This window comes from Roseiflexus sp. (assembly GCF_057785375.1).
Genome location: NZ_JBYNRX010000086.1, coordinates 14,818 through 35,260 on the forward strand (window position 1 = coordinate 14,818; position 20,443 = coordinate 35,260).

General features: G+C 62.7%; 14 protein-coding genes. 5 read left to right on the forward strand and 9 right to left on the reverse strand.

From position 1 onward, the window contains the following. Positions 1-291: 291 nt before the first annotated feature. From AC3EA7_RS16145 to AC3EA7_RS16165, 5 genes are all read right to left on the reverse strand, one after another. On the reverse strand, positions 292-2,241 hold the full coding sequence (locus tag AC3EA7_RS16145) for an AMP-binding protein (protein WP_488615101.1): 1,950 nt from the start codon (positions 2,239-2,241) through the stop codon (positions 292-294). Between the two features lie 2 nt (positions 2,242-2,243). Further along, positions 2,244-3,056 (reverse strand): ABC transporter ATP-binding protein, encoded by an 813-nt coding sequence (locus AC3EA7_RS16150; protein WP_488615102.1) that lies wholly within the window; start codon positions 3,054-3,056, stop codon positions 2,244-2,246. Positions 3,057-3,236: 180 nt separating this feature from the next. Continuing rightward, positions 3,237-4,484 (reverse strand): M24 family metallopeptidase, encoded by a 1,248-nt coding sequence (locus tag AC3EA7_RS16155; RefSeq protein WP_488615103.1) that lies wholly within the window; start codon positions 4,482-4,484, stop codon positions 3,237-3,239. Positions 4,485-4,653: 169 nt separating this feature from the next. After that, complete coding sequence (locus AC3EA7_RS16160; RefSeq protein WP_488615104.1) at positions 4,654-5,337, reverse strand: DUF5679 domain-containing protein; 684 nt, start codon at positions 5,335-5,337, stop codon at positions 4,654-4,656. Between the two features lie 6 nt (positions 5,338-5,343). Next, complete coding sequence (locus tag AC3EA7_RS16165) at positions 5,344-6,222, reverse strand: deoxyribonuclease IV (protein ID WP_488615105.1); 879 nt, start codon at positions 6,220-6,222, stop codon at positions 5,344-5,346. A 537-nt stretch (positions 6,223-6,759) separates the two neighbouring features. On the opposite strand from AC3EA7_RS16165, the gene AC3EA7_RS16170 reads away from it, so the two are divergent. The 4 genes from AC3EA7_RS16170 to AC3EA7_RS16185 all read left to right on the forward strand — a co-directional run bounded on the left by AC3EA7_RS16170 (position 6,760) and on the right by AC3EA7_RS16185 (position 11,380). Then, positions 6,760-7,881 carry an STAS domain-containing protein gene (locus AC3EA7_RS16170; protein ID WP_488615106.1) on the forward strand — a complete coding sequence of 374 codons (1,122 nt, stop codon included), beginning with the start codon at positions 6,760-6,762 and terminating at the stop codon, positions 7,879-7,881. Positions 7,882-7,890: 9 nt separating this feature from the next. Beyond that, positions 7,891-9,261 carry a phosphoribosylamine--glycine ligase gene (locus AC3EA7_RS16175; RefSeq protein WP_488615107.1) on the forward strand — a complete coding sequence of 457 codons (1,371 nt, stop codon included), beginning with the start codon at positions 7,891-7,893 and terminating at the stop codon, positions 9,259-9,261. Then, positions 9,254-10,561 carry a 23S rRNA (uracil(1939)-C(5))-methyltransferase RlmD gene (gene rlmD / locus AC3EA7_RS16180; protein ID WP_488615108.1) on the forward strand — a complete coding sequence of 436 codons (1,308 nt, stop codon included), beginning with the start codon at positions 9,254-9,256 and terminating at the stop codon, positions 10,559-10,561. The genes AC3EA7_RS16175 and rlmD overlap by 8 nt, the downstream gene beginning before the upstream one ends. A 177-nt stretch (positions 10,562-10,738) precedes the next feature. Then, positions 10,739-11,380 carry a Uma2 family endonuclease gene (locus tag AC3EA7_RS16185; protein ID WP_488615109.1) on the forward strand — a complete coding sequence of 214 codons (642 nt, stop codon included), beginning with the start codon at positions 10,739-10,741 and terminating at the stop codon, positions 11,378-11,380. A 40-nt stretch (positions 11,381-11,420) separates the two neighbouring features. Here AC3EA7_RS16185 and AC3EA7_RS16190 read toward each other — a convergent pair whose 3' ends face one another. Then, positions 11,421-12,470: a D-TA family PLP-dependent enzyme gene (locus AC3EA7_RS16190; protein WP_488615110.1), complete on the reverse strand. Its 1,050-nt coding sequence runs from the start codon at positions 12,468-12,470 to the stop codon at positions 11,421-11,423. A 428-nt stretch (positions 12,471-12,898) separates the two neighbouring features. Between AC3EA7_RS16190 and AC3EA7_RS16195 the strand changes: the two genes are divergently transcribed. Beyond that, positions 12,899-16,966, forward strand: a complete 4,068-nt coding sequence (locus AC3EA7_RS16195; RefSeq protein ID WP_488615111.1) for a LamG-like jellyroll fold domain-containing protein — start codon at positions 12,899-12,901, stop codon at positions 16,964-16,966. Between the two features lie 520 nt (positions 16,967-17,486). Here AC3EA7_RS16195 and AC3EA7_RS16200 read toward each other — a convergent pair. Genes AC3EA7_RS16200 through AC3EA7_RS16210 form a run of 3 tightly spaced genes read right to left on the reverse strand, consistent with a single transcriptional unit; the run spans position 17,487 to position 20,010 of the window. Continuing rightward, positions 17,487-18,308, reverse strand: a complete 822-nt coding sequence (locus AC3EA7_RS16200) for a TlyA family RNA methyltransferase (RefSeq protein ID WP_488615112.1) — start codon at positions 18,306-18,308, stop codon at positions 17,487-17,489. Beyond that, the gene (locus tag AC3EA7_RS16205; protein ID WP_488615113.1) at positions 18,308-18,796 is read right to left on the reverse strand and encodes a hypothetical protein; all 489 of its coding nucleotides are present in this window, start codon (positions 18,794-18,796) and stop codon (positions 18,308-18,310) included. Before AC3EA7_RS16205 ends, AC3EA7_RS16200 begins: the two co-directional genes overlap by 1 nt. Positions 18,797-18,819: 23 nt before the next feature. Further along, positions 18,820-20,010 carry a CaiB/BaiF CoA transferase family protein gene (locus AC3EA7_RS16210; RefSeq protein ID WP_488615114.1) on the reverse strand — a complete coding sequence of 397 codons (1,191 nt, stop codon included), beginning with the start codon at positions 20,008-20,010 and terminating at the stop codon, positions 18,820-18,822. Positions 20,011-20,443: the final 433 nt, after the last annotated feature.

Sequence of the window (20,443 nt, forward strand, 5' to 3'; positions counted from 1 at the left end):
TGTACGAACGACTCACGGCTTCTCTGCTCGTCCGGCGCTTCTTGAAAGGGTTAACGCAAAGGCGCAAAGATTCGCAATCAATACTCTCTTGCGTCAGCCTTTCTGATACTAATGCGCGGTCATTTGTACAATACTGCCGGGGCGCTGCGGGGCTGCTGATGCCAACGCGCGTTGTGGAATCGTTACGCCTTGCGAACCGGGCGCTCGAACATTTTGCTTGACTGACCGCTATAAGAAACCCGCCAGAGCGGAGCGAACGTCACATGCCGCACATCTCACCCCTCGCCGGCATCACCTCGCCAGCACACGTTCCATCCGACCGTCGGATGCGACGACCTCTGATTCCTCCATATCCTCGATGCGCAGCCGCGTCTTGATCAGCGCCGTGCGCCCGTCCTGATAGGTGATCGTGGTTTCGACCTCGATGTCGCGCCGATCACCGTACAGCGCCTCGACGATATCGTGATAGCGTTCCGCTACCAGGCGACGACGGACTTTGCGGGTGCGGGTCAATTCGCCATCGTCAGCATCGAGTTCCTTGTGAAGCAGCAAAAAGCGCCGGATGCGCGCAGCAGCGGGCAGATCGGCGTTCCCGCGCTCGACATCTTTGCGGATCAGGTCATAGACCTGCGGCTTCTGGGCAAGATCGGTGTAGGTGGTATAGGAAATCTGAGCATTTTCCGCCCACTTGCCCACATTGGCGAAGTCGATGTTAATGATAGCGGTGACAAAGGGCCAGTTACCGCCAAAGACCACCGCTTCCTTGATGTAGGGGCTGAATTTCAGTTTATTCTCAATGAACTGCGGCGAGAAAATCGTCCCATCCCGCAGCGTCATCACGTCTTTTGCACGATCAATGACCACCAGATGCCCGTCCTCATCGAAGTAGCCGGCATCCCCGCTATGCAGCCAGCCATCCCTGAGCGTTTCGGCGGTCGCCTCGGGGTTGTTGTAGTATCCGATGAACACCGATGGGCTTTTGACCAGGATTTCGCCATTGGGGGCGATACGAATCTCGGTGTTGGGCAGGGGCGTGCCGACCGTCTGAAACTTGATCTGCCCATCGCGGTGGATTACGCTCAGCCCGGCGCTTTCGGTCTGCCCATAGACCTGTTTGAGATTGACGCCGATCGCATGGTAGAACCGGAACACATCGGGTCCAAGCGCCGCGCCGCCGGTATAGGCGCGCTTGAGAAACCGCAGCCCCAGATGATCCTTCAGTTCCTCAAAGACAAGGATGCGCGCCAGCGCATATTTCAGCCGCAGGAACGGATCGGGCGCTACGCCGTTGAAGCGCGTGTCTGCCATGGCGTACCCCTGACGCAGCGCCCATTCGTAGACTGCCCGTTTGAGCCGTGTGCTGTCCTGAATCTTGACCTGCACCTGCGAGAGCATATTCTCCCAGATTCGCGGCGGCGAGAACATGACCCGCGGACCGATTTCGCGAATGTTTTCCTGCACCGTGTCGGTGGACTCAGGGAAATTGATGGTCAGTCCGCATTGCAGACCGGCAGCCACCGTAATCATCTGCTCACCGACCCAGGCGAGCGGCAGAAAACTCACAAACTCGTCCTCCGGTCCAAGTGGATCGACCGCCAGCAGCCCCGATCCCTGATTGATCAGGTTGCGATGGGTCAGCATCGCCAGTTTGGGCTTGCCGGTAGTGCCGGATGTTGTCGAGAGGATGGCGACATCGTCCAATCGTCCCAGGTTCAGTTCTTCCTCGAACAGACCGGGATGCTCGCGATCATAGGCGCGTCCAAGTTCCTCAATCTCGGGAAAACCGGCGAGATACGGCTCCTCATACCTGCGCAACCCCTTTGGCTCGTAGTAAATCACCTTGAGGACGCCATGCAGTTGGGGCCAGATTTCAATAATCTTATCGACCTGCTCCTGATCCTCGACCACTATCACTCGCGCATCGGCTGCCTCGACCAGGTAACGCACCTCCTCGGCCACCGAGTCCTGATACACGCCGATCGACGCGCCGCCGATGGCCTGTGTGGCCAGTTCAGCGTACAGCCACTCAGGTCGGTTGTCGCCAATGATCGCAACCGTATCGCCCCGTTGCACGCCCAACGCCCGCAATCCCATAGCGAACGCCCGCACATGATCGGCAAATTGCCGCCAGGTGACGGTTTGCCAGATGCCGAAATCCTTTTCGCGTAATGCAACCCGATCACCGAAACGCTGCGCGTTGTGCATCAACAAGCGCGAAAGAGTCATCTCGTCCATTCGCATGGTCACCATCCCTGACGAATTGTATGCTCACGACCAAGATAGGCATCGATTACTTTCGGATCGGATCGTACCTCAGCGGGTGTGCCGTCGGCGATCAGCAGACCGAACTCCAGTACGGCGACCCGGTCGCTGATGTCCATAACCACCCCCATATCGTGCTCGATCAGGACGATGGTGGCGCCCCACTCTTCGTTGACATCGAGAATGAAACGCGCCATGTCCTCCTTTTCTTCACTGTTCATGCCAGCCATTGGTTCATCGAGCAGCAGCAAACGCGGCGACATCGCCAGTGCGCGACCGAGTTCGACGCGCTTCTGGAGTCCATACGGAAGCGCCCCGACAACCTTCTTTCGAATGGACTCGATTTCGAGCAGGTCGATCACCTGCTCCACTATCTCACGGTGCGCAATCTCCTCGCGCTGCGCGCGCCCCCAGTAGATGCCGCCGCTCAGGATGCCGCTGCGCATATGGACGTGACGACCGAGCATCAAATTGTCGAGTACGGTCATATGGCGGAACAGTTCGATATTCTGAAAGGAGCGCGCGATACCGAGGCGGGCGATATGATGCGGCGCCATGCCAATAATGTTGCGCCCTTCAAAGCGGATCGCTCCGTGTTGCGGTCGATACAGTCCGCTAATACAGTTGAGGAGGCTGGTCTTGCCGGCGCCGTTCGGTCCGATGATCGCCTGAATGGTTCCAGGGTAGACGTTGAATTGCACGTTGGAAAGCGCGCGCACCCCACCGAAATCGAGGCTCACGCCATCGATTTCCAGCTGCGGTCGTGGTAGCGACGCTCCATTGCGCTCTGGCATGTCAATTGCTCCCGACGCTGGTGCGGAGATGAACGTCGAGCAGACTGCTATCCGAAAGAGTGTGTTCCAGGTCGGCTATTGTAGCGCGACGCTTGGCCAACGTTGCTGATTTTCTGGTAATACAGGAGCGGAAAGTAAGAGTAAATATTTCCTCTATTATAACGGGTTTTCCCGTTTCGTTCAATCCCTATCGGGCACAGGGATCACCAGATCTTTTGGAAATGGCGTCAGGCTCTCGAAGCGACCATCCGGCGCGCAATAGTACGTGTCTTCGATCCGCACGCCAAAACCGCGCCTCGGATAGTAAAGCCCCGGTTCCACGGTGAATACCGCGCCGGGTTCGATGACGTCGCCGCGGTCGACCAGCGATGAGAAGCTCAGGTCTTCGTGGACTTCCAACCCCAGACCGTGACCAAGGGAGTGGATGTAGCCTTCCTCGATAGGATAGGTGCGGCGAACCGTGTCGTGACCGCGCGCCTCGAAGTAGTCGCACACCATATCCTGATACTTCCTGGTCGGCGCCCCCATCTCGAATGCGGCGGTCACCATTCTGAATGCGCCGAGCACGTCATCGTAAGCCTGTTGCAGTTCCGGCGGCGCATACCCGATTGCGAAGGTGCGGGTCATATCGTGGTAATAGCCTCCGCCCGCCTCGCGCGGGAAGATGTCGATCACAATCGCCTGCCCTGGACGCAACGGCATGTCGTCGTCGCCGCGCGCATGCGGCAGGCCGGCGTCGCGCCCCTGTGCGACGATCATCCCGGCTGGCGCTTCCAGCCCCTGCGCAGCAATCTCGCGCAGCATCACCCGCCGCACATCGCCGATGGTAAGCAGCGCGCCGTCGGCGCTGCGGACACGGTCGCCATCGATCCGTCCTGCCCGGATGAAATCGACCGCTGCCTGAACCACGGCGCACGTCTTGCGCCCGACGGCGCGCATGCGTTCGATCTCGTCGGCATCCTTGGTCAGGCGCGCCATCGAAATCACATCGCGATCAAGTTCAGCCACGATCTCCAGTCCGTCGATCTGTTGCGCCAGACGGGTCATGAGCGCAAAGAACGGTCCGGCTTTGACCGTGCCGTAAATGCCAACGCGCCCGCGCACGTCGAGGTCGATGAAGATGCGACGGCGATGTTCCGCGCGCGCCGCCAGGCGATCATCAGGAAACTCGTGGAGAATCTCGCGCAGATTCCAGCGATTGAGCGACACCAGCGTGAGACCGGTCTGTTCGGCTTCGTTCTGCTCCCACGGTCCGTGGAGCAGCATCGCCGGTTCGCCGCGCTTTTTGATGATCAGACCGGGAATGTGCCGCCCGCCCACAAAGTAGTTGTAGTCGGGATTGGCGCTTTCCAGTCCGTCCGGTCCTTCCACAACGATTGCGTCCAGATTTCGTTCCGCCATCAATCGGTCAAGATCGTGTTTCAACATGTCCTCCTGTGTGTGGGGCGGAAACTGAGAACTGAGAACCAGGGGTTAGAGATTAGGAGTTAGGGGTTAGGAGTTAGACTTCCCACCTCTCATCTCTCACCTCGCACCTCGCACCTCGCGCCCCTCGCCTCATGCCTTACTTCACCTTCCCACGTGCAACGTGCAACATTCAACGTTCAACGTTCCCCCGTTCCATCCGCTCACGCGCAACGAAGCGAGTGATCCCCGCGCCGCAGACGGGGCAGGTCCCACGGGCGATGAAACGTCCGCTGGCATTGACCTCGAACGTCACCTGCTGCATTGGGTGGCGTGTACGGCAGCGGGCGCACCAGCCGATCAGCGCGCCGTTTTTGATTTCGTCGCCTTCTGGCGCTGCGTGTTCCAATGGTGAGGAGGCGCTGGCGTCGGCGCCCGATACCGCATGTTCCACCAGCTCGACTGGCGGTACGGATGGCGCGGCATCGCCGGATGCAGGCGCTGGTTCGGCAGGCGGCGGAGGGATGGTCGGCGACGTGGCGGGCGCGGCATCGCCGGATGCGGGCGCTGGTTCAGCAAGCGCCGGAGGGATGGTCGGCGACGTGGCGGGCGGCGTTGCCGCCCGCCTGAAAGAGGCGCGACGCGCTTCGATCAGCGCCGCGCGTCGCCGGGCGACTTCGCGCCAGATCAGCCACAAGACACCCGCAATCACTGCCAGGCGCAGCACGCGCTCGACCGGCGACAGGCGCCTGACAGACGTTTTCGACGGCGCAGGCGCTCGTGCGATGGCTGGCGCAGTGCGTCGCCTGCGGCTGCGCCAGTATTCACGAACAATCAGGATGGCGATGTCCATCAGGAAACCGGGAGGAACAGGCATAGCACGTCACCCTTTCTGCGCCCCGTCAACCTCAGCGCTCAGATTACGCAGCGTCGTCAGGTTCCGAATGTCATCGGCAAGATCGTCCCCTTTCGGGGTTTCCAGCACCATCGGCAGATCGGCGAAGCGCTCGTCGTTCACCAGCGCGCGAAACCCCTCCAGACCGATGCATCCCTCGCCGATGTGCGTATGGCGATCCACCCGGCTCCCCAGGTCCTTCTGCGAGTCGTTCAGGTGGAAGGCTTTCACGCGCGCGATGCCGATCACGCGATCCAGTTCTTCAATCGTCACCGCGTAGCGTTCAGGCGTGCGAATATCGTATCCGGCTGCAAAGATATGACAGGTATCGACACACACGCCAAGGCGCTCAGGATAGCGGGAGTATTCGATGATGCGCGCCAGTTCCTCGAAGCGGCGTCCCAGACTGCTCCCCTGACCGGCGGTTGTTTCCAGCAGCACGATAACGTCTGTGCCGACGCCAGATTCAAACACCCGGTCGAGTGCGTCGGCGACGCGGCGTGATCCGGCTTCTTCTCCAGACCCAACGTGCGCGCCGGGGTGCGTGACCAGGTACGGAACGCCGAGCAGTGCGCAGCGTTCCAGTTCCTCGCGGAAGGCCTCGAGCGATTTGTGCCACAACTCATCGCCCGGCGCCGCCAGATTGATCAGGTACGAGTCGTGCACCATCACAACCGGTACGCCTTCGACGACCTGCACTTCCTTGAAACGTGCAATATCCTCGTCGGTCAGTGGTCGGGCGCGCCATTGCTGCTGGTTTTTGCTGAAAATCTGCACCACATCACAACCGGCGCGCCGTCCGCGTTCACACGCGGTGTACAACCCGCCGCTGATCGACATGTGCGCGCCGAAACGTCGCTGTTTCATGATCATCCCCAGGCAGGCGCCTGTCCGAAAACCACGCTCTTGCCGTCATTGCAGGGCGCGCCAGCGTCCGAGCGGATCGCCAGTTGAGCAGAGCGTTTGCTTCGCTTCGTGCGCGGTGACAACCCCGGGTAGGCGAAGGCATTGCAACACACCTATGGCTACCGATCTCCACGCCCCAGACAACCCCGGGTAGGCGAAGGCAATGCCTTCGCCTACCCATGCCCGGCTTTGCACGGCAATTGTTCGGATGGACGCTCTATCGGTCAGAACGATGCTGCCTCGTAATCGATTGCGTCTCCCTATTATAAAAGCAATCGGGCGATGCAAATATTGCGGAAATGTTTCCATCCTGATCATTACCCTGCATCAGCAGGTCACGATACGCATGGTATGATGAAGATGCCCTTGAGAGCGGTTGGGCTGCTGCCCGGAATGCAGCGCCATGCAAGACGCGATCGTTGCCGCTGCATCGGACGAGTGGCATCATGATGCCGAATACGTTTCTCAGCACGCAGGAATGACGCTACGGAGAATGATATGGGGAACCGGCTCAACACCATCATGGCAACGCGCGCGACCGATCCCGACGTGCAACGCCGCGCACTGATCGTGATGCAGTTGATCGTCATGATGCTGGCGGCGAATGCGCTCTTTCTGGTTCTTGCTGTGCTGTCGCCCGTGGGCGGCAACCCTGTGATACCGATCGCCAGCAGCCTGTTTTTTGTCGGCGCATATGCAGTAGCGCGGCAAGGGCGCGCCAGTGTTGCAGCGTGGATCGTCATTGGCGCCTTTCTCGCCGGAGCGCTGGTTGCAGTGGCTCATTCGGCGCCTGAACAAGGAGTAAGAGTCGGATACTTTCTGACCGTTCTGATTGTCATCGCTAGTCTGACGCTTACGCCGCCGCAACTCTGGCTGGTGACCGGCGGTGTGGTGAGCGGTTTTTTGCTGACGTTGAGCCTGACCCATCCCGATCTCTGGAATCTTCCCGATGTTCGCCAGGATGTGCTCAACAGCAGCGTTCTGCTTGTGGTTGTCGGGCTTGTTTCGTACATTGGCGCGCGGATTGCGCGGCGCACCATTCGTGAGTCGCAACAGGCGCGCCAGGTGGCGGAACGGATGCAGGAAGAACTGGCGCAGGTGAACGCCACGCTGGAAGAGCGCATCGCCGAGCGCACGGCGGAATTGACCCAGACCCTGGCGGCGCAGCAGGCGCTGGCGGACGAGTTGCGGCGCAGTCTGGCAGCGCAACAGGAGTTGAGCCAGTTGATCCTCAATCTTTCTTTGCCGGTGATCCCGGTGCGGGAGGGAACGGTAGTCGTGCCGCTCTCCGGCGCCATCGACAGCACACGGGCGGAGACATTGACGAAGAGTGTGCTCGATACGGTTCAGCAGCGCCACACACGCACCGTTATTATCGATATTACCGGTGTGTCCATTGTTGACACGCAGGTGGCGCAGGCGCTGGTGCGCACCGCCAGCGCCGCCAGGCTCATGGGCGCCGAAACGATACTGGTCGGCATTCGCCCGGAAGTGGCGCAGACGCTCATCGGGCTTGGCATTCACCTGGGGTTGCGCACAGCGGCAACATTGCAGGAAGGGCTGGAACTGTCGGGCGGCAGGCCCGCCAATGGATCGCTGCGTCTGGCAGCACGGTCGTAGGAACGGCATATGCTGAGGATCCTTCTGCTCGGCGACGATGGTCGCGCCCATGCGCTGGCGTGGAAACTGATCAACAGTCCCCGGTCGCCGGAAGTGATCTGCGCGCCGGGCAATGGCGGGACGGCGCCGTTTGCCCCCTCGGTGACGCTCGATGGCGCTGATGCTGCGGGGTTGAGCCGCTGGACCTTCGAGGAACAGATCGATCTGGTGATTCCCGCTTCCAGTGAGCCGCTGCACACCGGGTTGGTCGATGAGGTTCTTTCGCTGCACATCGGCGTCTGGGGCGCATCGCGTCGCGCAGCTGCGCTCGAACGCAGCCGTTGCCAGGCAAAGGAGTTCATGATCCGTCACGGCATTCCCACAGCGCACGGACGACCGTTCACCGATCTGGCGACTGCGGAGCGCTATCTGGCGACGTTGCCGCTGCCGGTGATGATCAAGACCGATCACCCGTCAGGTGGCGAAGACATCTTCGACGACCGGTTTGCCGCGCTCGAAGGGTTGCGACGCCTGTTCGCCGCGCGCTCACTCGATGGCGGCGCAGGCGTGGTGATCGAAGCAGTGCTCCGCGGTCCACGGGTGGCGCTCTCGGCGCTGACCGATGGACGCACCGCCGTCCCGCTCCTGGCAACCCGGCTGTATGATCGGGTCGAAGAGGGCGATCGCGGCGCTCAGGCGCGCGGCGTTGGGGCGCACGCGAGTAACTCGACCTTTGCACAGCGCCTGACGCGCTACCTGCACGAAAAGTTCATTCTGCCGTTCGTGGCAGGTCTGGAGAAGGAGGGGTTGCCGTGCTGGGGGCTGATCGGCGTGGACTGCATCATCACCGGCAAGGGTCCCCGCGCAACCGCGCTCCGGTTCAGTTTCCGCGAAGGAGAGGCGCAGGTGGTGCTGCCGCGCCTGGACGATGATCTGATCCCATGGATTGAAGCCTCGATCACCAGACGCCTTCACGAACTGCCGCCGCCAACATGGTCCGCTACATCGAGCGTCGGTCTGGGACTCATGGCGCGTGGCTACCCCAATTTCTTCCCGACTGGCGGGCAGGTTCGCGGGTTTGAGGATGTCGAACCGGGCGTGATGGTCTTTCACAGCGCCACGACCAATCCGGCGGCGACCGTACCGTACACGTCACGCATGGCGAGCAGCCGGGGTGGCAGTACCGACGCCCTCAGTTCGATGATTGGCGGGTTGCTCGGCATGGGTGGTGCGCCGCAGGGGTGGGGTGGGCTGCGCACCACTGGCGGGCTGGTTGCCACCGTAGTGGCGCAGGGTGTCTCACTGCCCGGCGCCCGTGGTCGGGCGCTGGTCAACGCCGACCGGGTGCAGTTCGAGGGGCGCACCTACCGCAGCGATATTGGCGAGCGCGACTTTGGTTGATTCTGCTGAGCAAACCCCATCTTCCCCCTGGCCCGACACGCTGGAACTGACGCTCGATGGCATTGCGCAGGGCGGCGAGGCCGTCGGGCGCTGGCAGAACCGCGTGGTGTTCGCGGCCAGCGGCATCCCCGGCGAGCGCGTTGTTGTGCGGTTACGGGAACGGCAGCAAGCGTATGCGCGCGGCGAGGTGATTGACGTGCTTTCCGCCTCACCCGAGCGTGTTGCCCCGCGGGTCCCTGGCGCGAGCCACATGCCCTGGCAGCATATTGCGTTCGAAGCGCAACAACGCCTGCGCCGCCAGATTCTTGCCGATCAGATCGCCAAGTTCGCCAACGTCGATCCCGGCGTGGTTGAAGCAACAGTGCCCGCCTCGAGACCGTGGGGGTATCGCAACAATGCGCGCCTGCACTGCAACGGGCGCCAGGTCGGGTACTACGAGGCTGATACGCAGTCGATCTATGAACTCGATCACGACCCGTTGCTGCATCCGACGTTGAATGAGACGCTGGCAGCATTACGGAGCGCGCTCGCCGACGAACCTGACGATGCGCCGCCGCTGGAGGTAACGCTGCGCGTAAGCGAAGCGCATGGGTACTGCGTCGCCGCGCTGCGCGGGCGCGGCGACCGCCGGCATCTGGCGGTGCGCTGGCGGGCGCGCTCCCCTGCGCTGGCAGGCGTCGTCTTTACCGTTCCGCCGCCCAATACCCTGCCGCCGCTCGGCGCCGATACGCTGGTTGAGGAACTGGAAGACCTGACATTCCTGCTGCGTCCGACGACCTTCTTTCAGGTCAATGTCGCGGCGGCAACGACGCTTCTGACCCTGATCCGCGCCGGTCTCGGCGACGATGGGCGTGGGCGTCTGCTCGATCTCTACTGCGGCGCAGGCGCCTTTACGCTTCCGCTGGCGCGTGATGCTATCGACGTTGTCGGCGTCGAGGAGTACGCTGGCGCCGTCGCCGATGCAGAGCGCAGCGCCGCCGTCAACCATATCTCGAATGTGCGCTTCATCACCGGTAGCGCCGAAGCAGTGCTTGCCGATCTCGACGGTCGGTTCGACGCCGTTGTGCTTGACCCGCCACGACGCGGTTGCCATCCGCGCGTGCTGCGCGCGCTCCTCGACCGTGCCCCGCGCCGGATCGTCTATGTCTCGTGCCATCCGGCGACCCTGGCGCGCGATCTGAAAACCCTCATCGCCGGCGGCTACGCGGTTGTGCGCGCAACTCCGGTCGATCTCTTCCCGCAAACGCCGCACGTTGAGAGTGTGGTGGCGCTCATGCGCGCAGAGTCTGCACAAGCGTAGGGGGAGGTCTCAAACCCACCCTTTCGCTGTCTGATTTCGGCGTAACCGATCAGCTGAACCGCCGGGCTGATGGTCCGACGGGCGCTCGTGCGCCATTGCTCTGGTTCACAGAAGGGCCTCAAACCAGCCCACACTGGCGGGCATGATGATCTCTGGACGACGTGGTATCATGGTTATATGAACACGCTGCTTCGACACCCAGCCACACTGACGCTCACGCTTCCGCTTGTTGCGGCGGAACCGATCATCGTGCCCCGGCCCGGTCGTCCGTGGACGGTCGCCGACCTGCAACAGTTCGCCGGGCGAGAAGAACGCTATGAACTGGTGCGAGGAGATCTGTTGATGATGAGTCCGGCAAGTCCGAAGCAGGGACGATACGCCATGCGGCTGGGAAGCGCACTCCAACAATATGTCGAGGCGCACGATCTGGGCGAAGTCTACACGGCTGAGCCGGGGTTTCAACTTCAACCCGAACCGGATGCGGTCGTGCGCGCGCCGGATGTTGCATTTGTGCAGAAAGAACGCATTCCGCCGCCGGAGGACGAGAGCGGATTCTGGTCGCTTGCTCCAGACCTGGTTGTGGAGATCATTTCGCCCTCCGAGACAGCCGTGCAGGTTCAGGCGAAGGTGCAGGACTATCTGACTGCCGGATCGCGCCTTATCTGGCTGGTCTACCCCGAGACGCACACCGTTGTCGAGTATCGCGCCGGCGGCGCGATGCGCCTGTACACGAGCGCCGACACCCTCGACGGCGCTGACGTTGTTCCAGGTTTTCAGTACCCGCTCGCGCAACTGTTCCGTGAGACGCGGCGGATGTGATGTGGCGCCGCTCGTGCGCCTCGGGGAAAGGTGAGAACGCTCACCGCACCGTGCCCCGCGCTGCAACCCGCCAGACGGTCTCGACGTTCCTGTTGCGCACGCCGATGACTTCATCGAACAGATTGCTCACCACACAACAGTGGTTGGGCAGCACCCGCAGCCGTTCGCCAATCGCAGGCTTCTGCGCACACCCACTGAAATCCACCACGCCATGCTCCTCGGACAGGCCGACAATCCTGGCTTCGGGATATTCCAGAATGAGACCATGCCCCTCCAGACCAAGAAGGTCAGAGGAGAATGTTTTGCTGCCGCCGTCGATCACGCCGCGATCCGGCGTCGGACGACTGACGACGGTCGTGAGCACGGTCATGGCGCACTCTTCCAGTCGTAACGCGCCAGCGCGCAGGGTGTAGCGGTCGCCGTAGACGTACATACCGGCGCGATACTCGGTGACTTCCGGGTGCTCATGCGCGCTCCACATTCCCGCCGTGCCGCCGCCGCTCACCCGCTCGACCGCAAGCCCGCGCTCATGCAAGCGTTGGACTGCTTCGTGCATAAACGGACCAATCGCGGGGCTTGAGGGATAGGTCATCAACCCGCCGAAGCGCAGTCCTGGCGTGCGCGCAATCTGCGCCGCCAGTTCAACCGCTTCCATCGGCGTCTGGACGCCACACCGTCCCATGCCGGTGTCGCATTCGACGAGCACCGGCAGTTCGAGACCAGCCCCGGACATCGCCGCTCCGAGGCCGGCGACGACAACTGAAGAGTCGGCGGTAACGCTCAGCCGCACCCGGCGGGCAAGGGCGACCAACCGCTCCAGTTTGGCGGCGCCAACGATGTTGTATGGCAGGAAGATGTCGGTCATGCCGGCATCCGCCATCACCTCCGCCTCGCCGAGTTTCTGGCAGGTGATGCCGACGGCGCCTGCCGCTATCTGCATCTGTGCAATCTGTGGAATCTTGTGCGTCTTAATGTGCGGACGATTGGCGATGCCATGCCGATCAAGATACGCCTGGAAACGTGAAATGTTCGCCTCCAGACGGTCAAGGTCAATCACAACCGCCGGGGTATCGAGGTCGTCGATGCGCATATTGGTTGCCTCTCTGCTGATGGAATGCATTCCATGACTTCACTGCAACAAGCAACCACGAAGGTCACAAAGGAACACAAAGGAAATGCGCTTCATCATTCACCTTCGTGCGCTTCGTGCCCTTTGTGGTTAAGCCTTTGTGCAGTGGACTCATTCTATTGTACTGTGTGCGTCATCTAGTAAAGATGACGGTCTGATAAGTTGTGTACTTTTGCACAGGCATTTTCTCATCTGGTTGTCATACGTGCGATCTACACTGTCTCCGACAGCATTATACGGCTGTGCGTCCGACATATTCAGATCGATGCTCGATGGCAGGATACCTCTGTGGCTTCTGGCGTTGAGCGCAGCAATTTCTTCTCTCCGGGTCCTCTGTTCTGCGTCCGGTTGTGCGTTGAATGTGGCATCTTTTGCGAGGATGGTGGCATATGCGTGCTCGTCTGTGGGTTGTTGGGGCGCTGATAGGCGCGTTGCTGGTGATTGCACTGGCAGCGCCGTCGGTGAGTGAGGCGACGATCCCCAATCGTCAGCCATGGGCGCATACGCCGGGAACGTGCGGCCCTGCGCTCGAAGGCGCGGTGTTCGGTCGTTCTGGCGACGGCTGTGGCGGGGGTGGCACAACGTTCGACAGCAACAACGTCGAAGGTCCGGTCATCCTGCGCGATGTCGCAACCGCCGCAGCGCCCTGCCCTAGCATCGCCGAGGGCGCTGTATGTTACCGCATGTGGTACACCGGCTTCGATGCTGGCGGCGTGCGGCGCATCGGCTATGCCGTCTCGCCGGATGGCACGACGTGGGTGCGCGTGCCGGGAACTGCCGGCGGCGGCGCAGTGCTCGGGCCAGGACCGGCGGGCAACTTCGATAGCGCTGGCGTCTCGTTCCCGTATGTCATCCGCAATGGCGCCGCCTTCGAGATGTGGTACAACGGCTTCAACGGCTCGATCTTCACGATCGGTTTCGCCACCTCGACCGACGGCGTGAACTGGACGCGCGTGGCGGGACCGCTGACCCAGGGCGCCGTCCTGCGTCCAACCGGCGCTTCTACGTTCGATCAGTCGATCGTGGCCGCTCCTGCCGTGATTCGTGATGAAGCTTCGCCGCAACTCCCCTGCGAAAATGGGCGCACCAGCGGCGCATGCTACCGCATGTGGTACCAGGGCACAGACGCAGCAAATGTCTTTCGCATCGGCTATGCGCTCTCTCCCGATGGCGTGAACTGGACGCGCGCCGCCAGCGGGAACCCGGTGCTCGGCGTTGGCGCGGCTGGCGAATGGGACTCCGGCAGCGTCGGCGCACCAGTGGTGGTCAAGGATGGCGCATTCTTCCGCATGTGGTACAACAGCCAGGCGTCGAACCAGAGCATTGGTCATGTCGTGTCGACCGATGGCGTGACGTGGGGGCGTCCTGTGCCGAACCAGGCGGTGTATCGCGGCGCCGACGATCCGGGCACGCTCTCCCCCGACAATGTGTGGACGCCGTTCGTCATCAAGGAAGGCGCCGCCTTCCGTATGTGGTATACCGTCAGCAGCCGTCCGAATGCCGTGCGCGTCGGGCAGGCGACGCTGACGCCGGGAACGCCGCTGCCTGCACCAGGGTTGACCCGTAATCTTGGCGAATACACCCTTTCGCTGACCACCCAGGCAATTCCGGCGGGCGGGAGCGTGTTGCTGGCGCTGCCCGCCACCCTGCCGTTCGCCGACGTGACCGTAGGGACGATCACCGGGTTTGGCGCCGGCGCCACATTCACTGCCGAAAGTGCAGCAGTGACCGATGCGTTTGCGCAGGGTGCGGCGCGTGGGGCGCTCGTCATCCGGCTGCCCAACGGCGCTCCCGCCGGCGCCAAGACGATCACGTTCACGCTGGCAAACCCGCCGGCGACGACAGCAATGATGACAGTGCAGACATTCGATGGGCGCGAAGTGATCGAATATGCAACCATCGATCTGTCACAGGCGACGAATACCGGACCCACTGCGACGCCAACCCCCATCCCGCCGTCTCCCACGCCGGTAACGCCGACTCCGACCGCCACCGAGGGACCGACTACAACGCCGACTGCCACTCCGCAGCCGCCGACGGCGACCAGTACGCCGGCGCCGACGAACACCCCGCAGTCGCCGACGGCGACCAGCACCCCGCAACCGCCGACGGCGACGCCGGCGCCGACCGCCAATCCGTCGAACCGCCAGCCGTGGCTGCACATCCCCGGCACGTGTCCGGCATCCGTTGAGGGTGCAGTGTTTGCCATTTCCGGCCAGAACTGCGGCGGCAGCGGCGCCAGTTTCGATACATCGGAAATCTTCCCGCCGATGGTGCTGCGTGATACCGCCACACCGTCGCTGCCGTGCGAAAATGGGCGCACCAGCGGCGTCTGCTACCGCATGTGGTATGTCGGCGTGGACGGCAGCGGTACGCGGCGCATCGGGCATGCCCTCTCGCCGGACGGCATCACCTGGACGCGCTACATTGGCTCAGGGGTCGGCGGCAGCGTCTTCGGACCATCGGGCATACCCGGCGACTTCGATAGCACGGGCGTCACAACGATGTACGTTGTGCGGGACGGGAATACCTTCCGTATGTGGTACAGCGGCTTCGGCAATACCGGCGCGATCGAGGGTATCGGGTATGCGACATCGCCGGATGGCATCACCTGGACGCGCGTGCCGGGAACCGCCGGAGTCGCTGCGCCGAACCGCAACGCCGTTCTGGTCGAGCGCGGCGGCGCCAGCGATTTCGATCAGGATTATATCGTGGCGCCTTCGGTGCTGATCGATGAAGCCTCTCCCGCGCTGCCGTGCGAGAATGGGCGCACCAGCGGGCGCTGCTACCGCATGTGGTACGAAGGTGTCAATAATGTCAGCGCCTACATCTTTGCTGTTGGCTATGCCGTATCCCCCGACGGAATCAACTGGACGCGGGTGCTTGGCAGCAGCGGCGGCGGCGCTGTCTTTGCGCGCATCAACAATCTTACCGACTTCGACAGCAACAGCGTCGGCGTGCCGACGGTGATCAAGGACGGTGCATTCTTCCGCATGTGGTATGAAGCGAAATCGTATGCCAGGACCGATTTCACAACCGGGTATGTCGTTTCGACCGATGGCATCAACTGGGTGCGCCCAACGCCGAACAACCCGGTCTTCACCGGCGCCGATGATCCCGGCACATTTTCGCCCGATGGCATATGGGCGGCGCGCGCGCTGAAACTGGGCAGCAGTTACCGCAAATACTACACGGTCAGTACGCGCCCGAACGCACAGCGCTTCGGGTTGGCGCAGATGACTCCAGGCGCGCCGCTTGGTTCAGTTGCGCTGAATGTGTCCGGCAACCTGTATACGCTTAGTTTCACGACCGCGTCCTTCATCCCGGCTGGCGGCAGCGTCCTGATCACCCTCCCGCCGGATGTTGATTTTGCACAGGTGACGCCTGGCGCGATCAGCGGCTTTGGCGCAGGCGCAATGCTGGTTGCCGACCCGGCGGCGGTGACTGATGCCGCCTCTGGCGGCGCGGCGCGCGGCGCACTCCTCATCCGCCTGCCCAACGGTGCGCCGGTGGGTCCGAAGACGGTGCAGTTCACCCTGGGCACGCCGCCGCCTTCGACGGCGCCGCTGCTGGTGCAGACATTTGACCTGCGCGAGGTGCTGGAGTATGGCGAAGTGCTGATGGATGGCACGCCGCCGCCTGCCACCCCGACCGCTACGCCTGCGCCGCCAACCAACACCCCCACGCTCGCGCCGAGCGCTACGCCTGCACCGCCAACCAACACGCCAACGGTTGGTCCGAGCGCCACGCCGGTAACGCCAACGGCGACGCCGCCGCCAAGCGCCACGCCCACTGCCGTGACGCCAACGGCGACAACGGCGCCTTCCGGCAGCGGCGCGCTGCGCTTCGACGGAGTGAACGATGAGGTGCGCGGCGGGCAAATCGCCGGGCTTGGCGGCGCACAGACGATCGAACTCTGGGTGCGTCCGGTGACCAACGGGCAGAACAGCGTCATCATCGCCCACGGTGATGATAACACGGGCTGGTCGTTCGAACTGAACGGCGGCCGCGCCACCTGGTGGGTCGCCTCGACGTCTGGCTGGCGCGCGGCGCAGCACCCAACGGCGCTGGCAGCCAATACCTGGCATCACGTTGCGGTGACATATGATGGCGCGACGGCGCGGGTGTTCGTCAACGGCGCGCCTGGTTCAGCGGCCACTATCGGCGCGATCACGCAAGGACCATTCCTGCGCATCGGCGGGCTGACGGGGTACGGCTTCTTCAACGGCGACCTCGACGATGTGCGCATCTCGAACGTCGCGCGTTACAGCGGCGCGTTTACGCCGCCGTCAACGGCGCATCCGGCGGATGCGAATACCCGCGCGCTCTACCGGCTCGATGAGGGGAGCGGGCAGACCACTGCTGACGCTTCGGGCAACGGCTACCACCTGACGCTTGGCGCAACCGGCGCCGCCGATAGCGCCGACCCGTTGTGGGTGGCGTCGACGACGCCGTAGAGGGGTATATATGACCTGCGAGCGCAAGAGTGGCGTCCTGTGGCATCCGCTCTGCGCCCGGCGGCGGAAGCGTCAAACCGGCGCGCAATCACGGCTTGGCGCAACCACATCTGGCATTTACGCTGCACCCGGCGGTGGAAGCCGCAGGCTGCAGGAAGCGGAGCGTGCCTTCGCAGGCTCGTGTGCGCAGTGCTGGATTATTTCTCATACTCATGCGCGGTCATTCGTACCATATTGCCGGGGCGCTGCGGGCTCAAGCCCTCGCTGAGGACGCGGTTCGACCATGCTCACCGCAAGTGCAAGCCCCGCCAGGGCTGCTGACGCCGAGGCGCAGTCATACGTCTACGACCGCCACCGCGCGTTGTGGATTTACGCCGTGCGAACCAGGCGCTCGAACGTCTTGTCTGACTGATCGCACGTTAGTATCAAGAATCATGACTCTTGGGCTGACCATACGAAGAGCACGGACGCGCCCTTGTTGCAGGGTAAGTGGTTGGACGAAGGACCTTCACAGGCGCTGTCAGTCGCCGGTCGTCTTTCTCACGGCTTCCTCGATTGCCTGCTCGACGTAGAGCGTTGGTCCGGGACCGCCGAGCCACGCCAGAAACTCGACATTTCCGGCTGGTCCGGTGATCGGTGAGCGGGTGAGACCGTGGGGCGGGAGGTCGATACCGGCGGCAAACATCAGCACATCGCGCAGCACTGCTGCGTGAACCGCCGGATCGCGCACCACGCCGCCCTTCCCCACCTGCGCCGGTCCCGCCTCGAACTGCGGCTTGACCAGCGCGACAATCCATGCGCCCGGTCGTATGAGGCGCTGCACGGCGGGCAGCACCAGTTTCAGCGATATGAAGGACACATCGATCACGGCGCAATCGACGAGGACGGGAGCGGCGGGGGACTCCATTCCCTCCGGTGGAGGCAAGGCTTCCAGGTAGCGGATGTTGGTGCGTTCAAGAACAACCACCCGCGGATCCTGGCGCAGCCGCCAGTCGATCTGCCCATACCCGACGTCAACGGCATACACGCGGGTAGCGCCGCGTTGCAACAGCACATCGGTAAAGCCGCCGGTCGATGCCCCAACATCGAGCGCCGTCAGGTTTGCAGGAGAAAGTGCGAAGGTATCGAGCGCATGCGCCAGTTTGTAGCCGCCACGGCTGACATATGGCAATGCGCTGAGCAGTTTGATCTCGGCATCGTCGGGTATGAGTTCACCGGCTTTATGCCGGGTGACACCGTTGACCCACACCTCGCCAGCCAGGATCAGCGCCTGGGCGCGGGCGCGCGTCTCCGCCAGACCGCGCTGCACCAGCAACTGATCGAGCCGCACCTTCGTTGCCACTACCCCTCACGCTCCAGACGGCGCAGTTCGACTTCCATTTGCGCAATGTAGGCATGCAGCCAGGCGGGCGCATCTTTGCCTGCCTCATCGCGGCGCGCTTTCAGGCGGGCAAGATTGGCGCGGCGCTTCGACAGATCGGCTTTGGGGCGGGGTGGCGGCGGCGCTGCCGGCGGCGCCGGCATGTCTGCCAGACGATCGGCGACGATGCGCGAGACCAGCGCCGACAGGGTCATTTTGTGTGCAGCAAGATGCGTCTCGAACGCCGCTCGCTGCTCAGGAGTGAGATAGATGCGCATATGGATCGGCTCGCCTTCGATCCCATTCGTGTCTTCGGGAAGCCGGGTGAGCGGATAGTCGGCGAGGATCTGAGAAACGACGTCCGGCGGATCGCTGCGGCGCTCACGTACCAGATGTTCGAGGCGCGCCCGGTTTTCAGGCGAGAGATACAGGCTGGTCTGAACGGTGAACAATCCCTGTCGCTCGGTCATACGTTTCCCCCTTTCTCAACAGGTTATGCGACAACGCCAGCAGACCGGAGTGTCGCAATCTCGTGCGGTTTGTAGCCGATTTCGGTCAAAATCTCATCGGTATGCTGCCCAAGGAGCGGCGGCGGTCGGCAGATGACCGGCGGCGTGGCGGAGAAGTGGTACGGCGGCGCCACAACACGAATGTTGCCCGCTGTTGGATGTTCGACAGTCACAACGCTTCCTAACGCCTGCACTTGCGGATCGTTGAACACCTGCGCCAGATTGCGCACAGCGCCGCACGGCACGCCAGCCGCATTCAGTTTGTGCTCGATGTCGGCAACGCGCAGAGATGTAAACACCGGTTCGAGGAGCGCGTTCAGTTCGGTGCGGTGCGCCAGGCGTGACACATTCGTGCGGAAGCGAGGATCGTCGCGGAGCGCCGACAGTTCCAGCGCGTCGCAGAAACGCCCCCACAGGTCGTCGGTGCCGACACCCAGGGTAAAGTAGCCGTCGGCGGCGCGATAGACGCCATATGGCACAATTGAGGGATGCTGATTGCCCGGTCGTTCCGGCGCGCGACCGGTAGCAAAATAATTGCCCGCCTGATACGTCAGCATCGCCAGTTGCCCTTCCAGCAGCGACGTATCGACCCGCTGCCCTTCGCCGGTGCGCGCGCGATGGTAGAGCGCCGCCAGAATGGCATAAGCCGCAAACATCCCCGCCATAATGTCGGTGATCGCAATCCCGACGCGCATCGGCGGTCCGCCAGGTTCACCGATCAGGCTCATCAACCCGCCCAATCCCTGGGCGATCTGATCGTAGGCGGCGCGCTCGCGATCCGGTCCCGTCTGACCAAACCCGGAGATCGAGCAGTACACCAGATCGGGGCGAATGGCGCGACACGCTTCGTAACCGAAGCCGCGCCGATCCAGTGTGCCAGGAATGAAGTTCTCCAGCAGCATGTCGCTTCTGGCGATCAGGCGGCGCAGCACGGCAGCGCCGCGTTCGTCACGAAAGTCGAGCGCAAGGCTGCGCTTGTTGCGGTTGACGCTGAGAAAGTATGTACTCTCCTCGCCTTCGAAAGGCGGTCCCCACGCGCGGGTATGGTCGCCAATGCCCGGCTGTTCGACTTTGACGACATCAGCGCCAAGATCGCCGAGCATCATCGAGCAGAAAGGACCGGCAAGCGCGCGGCTCAGATCGAGGACGCGCAATCCTTCGAGCGGCAGAGTCATCGATTTCCCCACATAAGCGCGTACATGGCGCTATGGTAACTGTTCACGCTGCTTCTGGGAGTGCGAGCATCGCACCCGCATAAGAGATATCTTGGGTCGGCGGGACGCCGTGCGTTGGCGCTGGTTAGAACCATTCCGCCGCCGACTCTTCTTTTTGAGGGTTTCCCCGAACCTCCATGTGGGCAGCCAGCAGCGCTATGGACCCCCGCTGTGAACAGTGACACATTATTTTTGGACGTGCAAGTTGTTACCAGATATTATACCATGCAGGGGAGTCGTGACAAAGGTGACCGTTGCGTAAGCCCGCGCGGACGTGAACGCCCGCGTTGAGCGCACAAAGCCCCGCTGACGCGGGGCTGGTTCAGTCTACGCCGGGGCGAGGGCGTGGCAGCGCCCTTCGTTCGATGAGTCCGATGGCTCAGCGTCGGGCGGC

Coding starts and splice junctions, on each gene's coding strand:
- AC3EA7_RS16170 (WP_488615106.1), top strand. CDS start 6,760: ATGGGGAACCGGCTCAACACCATCATGGCAACGCGCGCGACCGATCCC.
- AC3EA7_RS16205 (WP_488615113.1), bottom strand. CDS start 18,796: ATGACCGAGCGACAGGGATTGTTCACCGTTCAGACCAGCCTGTATCTC.
- AC3EA7_RS16195 (WP_488615111.1), top strand. CDS start 12,899: ATGCGTGCTCGTCTGTGGGTTGTTGGGGCGCTGATAGGCGCGTTGCTG.
- AC3EA7_RS16175 (WP_488615107.1), top strand. CDS start 7,891: ATGCTGAGGATCCTTCTGCTCGGCGACGATGGTCGCGCCCATGCGCTG.
- AC3EA7_RS16190 (WP_488615110.1), bottom strand. CDS start 12,470: ATGCGCATCGACGACCTCGATACCCCGGCGGTTGTGATTGACCTTGAC.
- AC3EA7_RS16160 (WP_488615104.1), bottom strand. CDS start 5,337: ATGCCTGTTCCTCCCGGTTTCCTGATGGACATCGCCATCCTGATTGTT.
- AC3EA7_RS16145 (WP_488615101.1), bottom strand. CDS start 2,241: ATGCGAATGGACGAGATGACTCTTTCGCGCTTGTTGATGCACAACGCG.
- AC3EA7_RS16210 (WP_488615114.1), bottom strand. CDS start 20,010: ATGACTCTGCCGCTCGAAGGATTGCGCGTCCTCGATCTGAGCCGCGCG.
- AC3EA7_RS16165 (WP_488615105.1), bottom strand. CDS start 6,222: ATGAAACAGCGACGTTTCGGCGCGCACATGTCGATCAGCGGCGGGTTG.
- AC3EA7_RS16155 (WP_488615103.1), bottom strand. CDS start 4,484: ATGTTGAAACACGATCTTGACCGATTGATGGCGGAACGAAATCTGGAC.
- AC3EA7_RS16185 (WP_488615109.1), top strand. CDS start 10,739: ATGAACACGCTGCTTCGACACCCAGCCACACTGACGCTCACGCTTCCG.
- AC3EA7_RS16150 (WP_488615102.1), bottom strand. CDS start 3,056: ATGCCAGAGCGCAATGGAGCGTCGCTACCACGACCGCAGCTGGAAATC.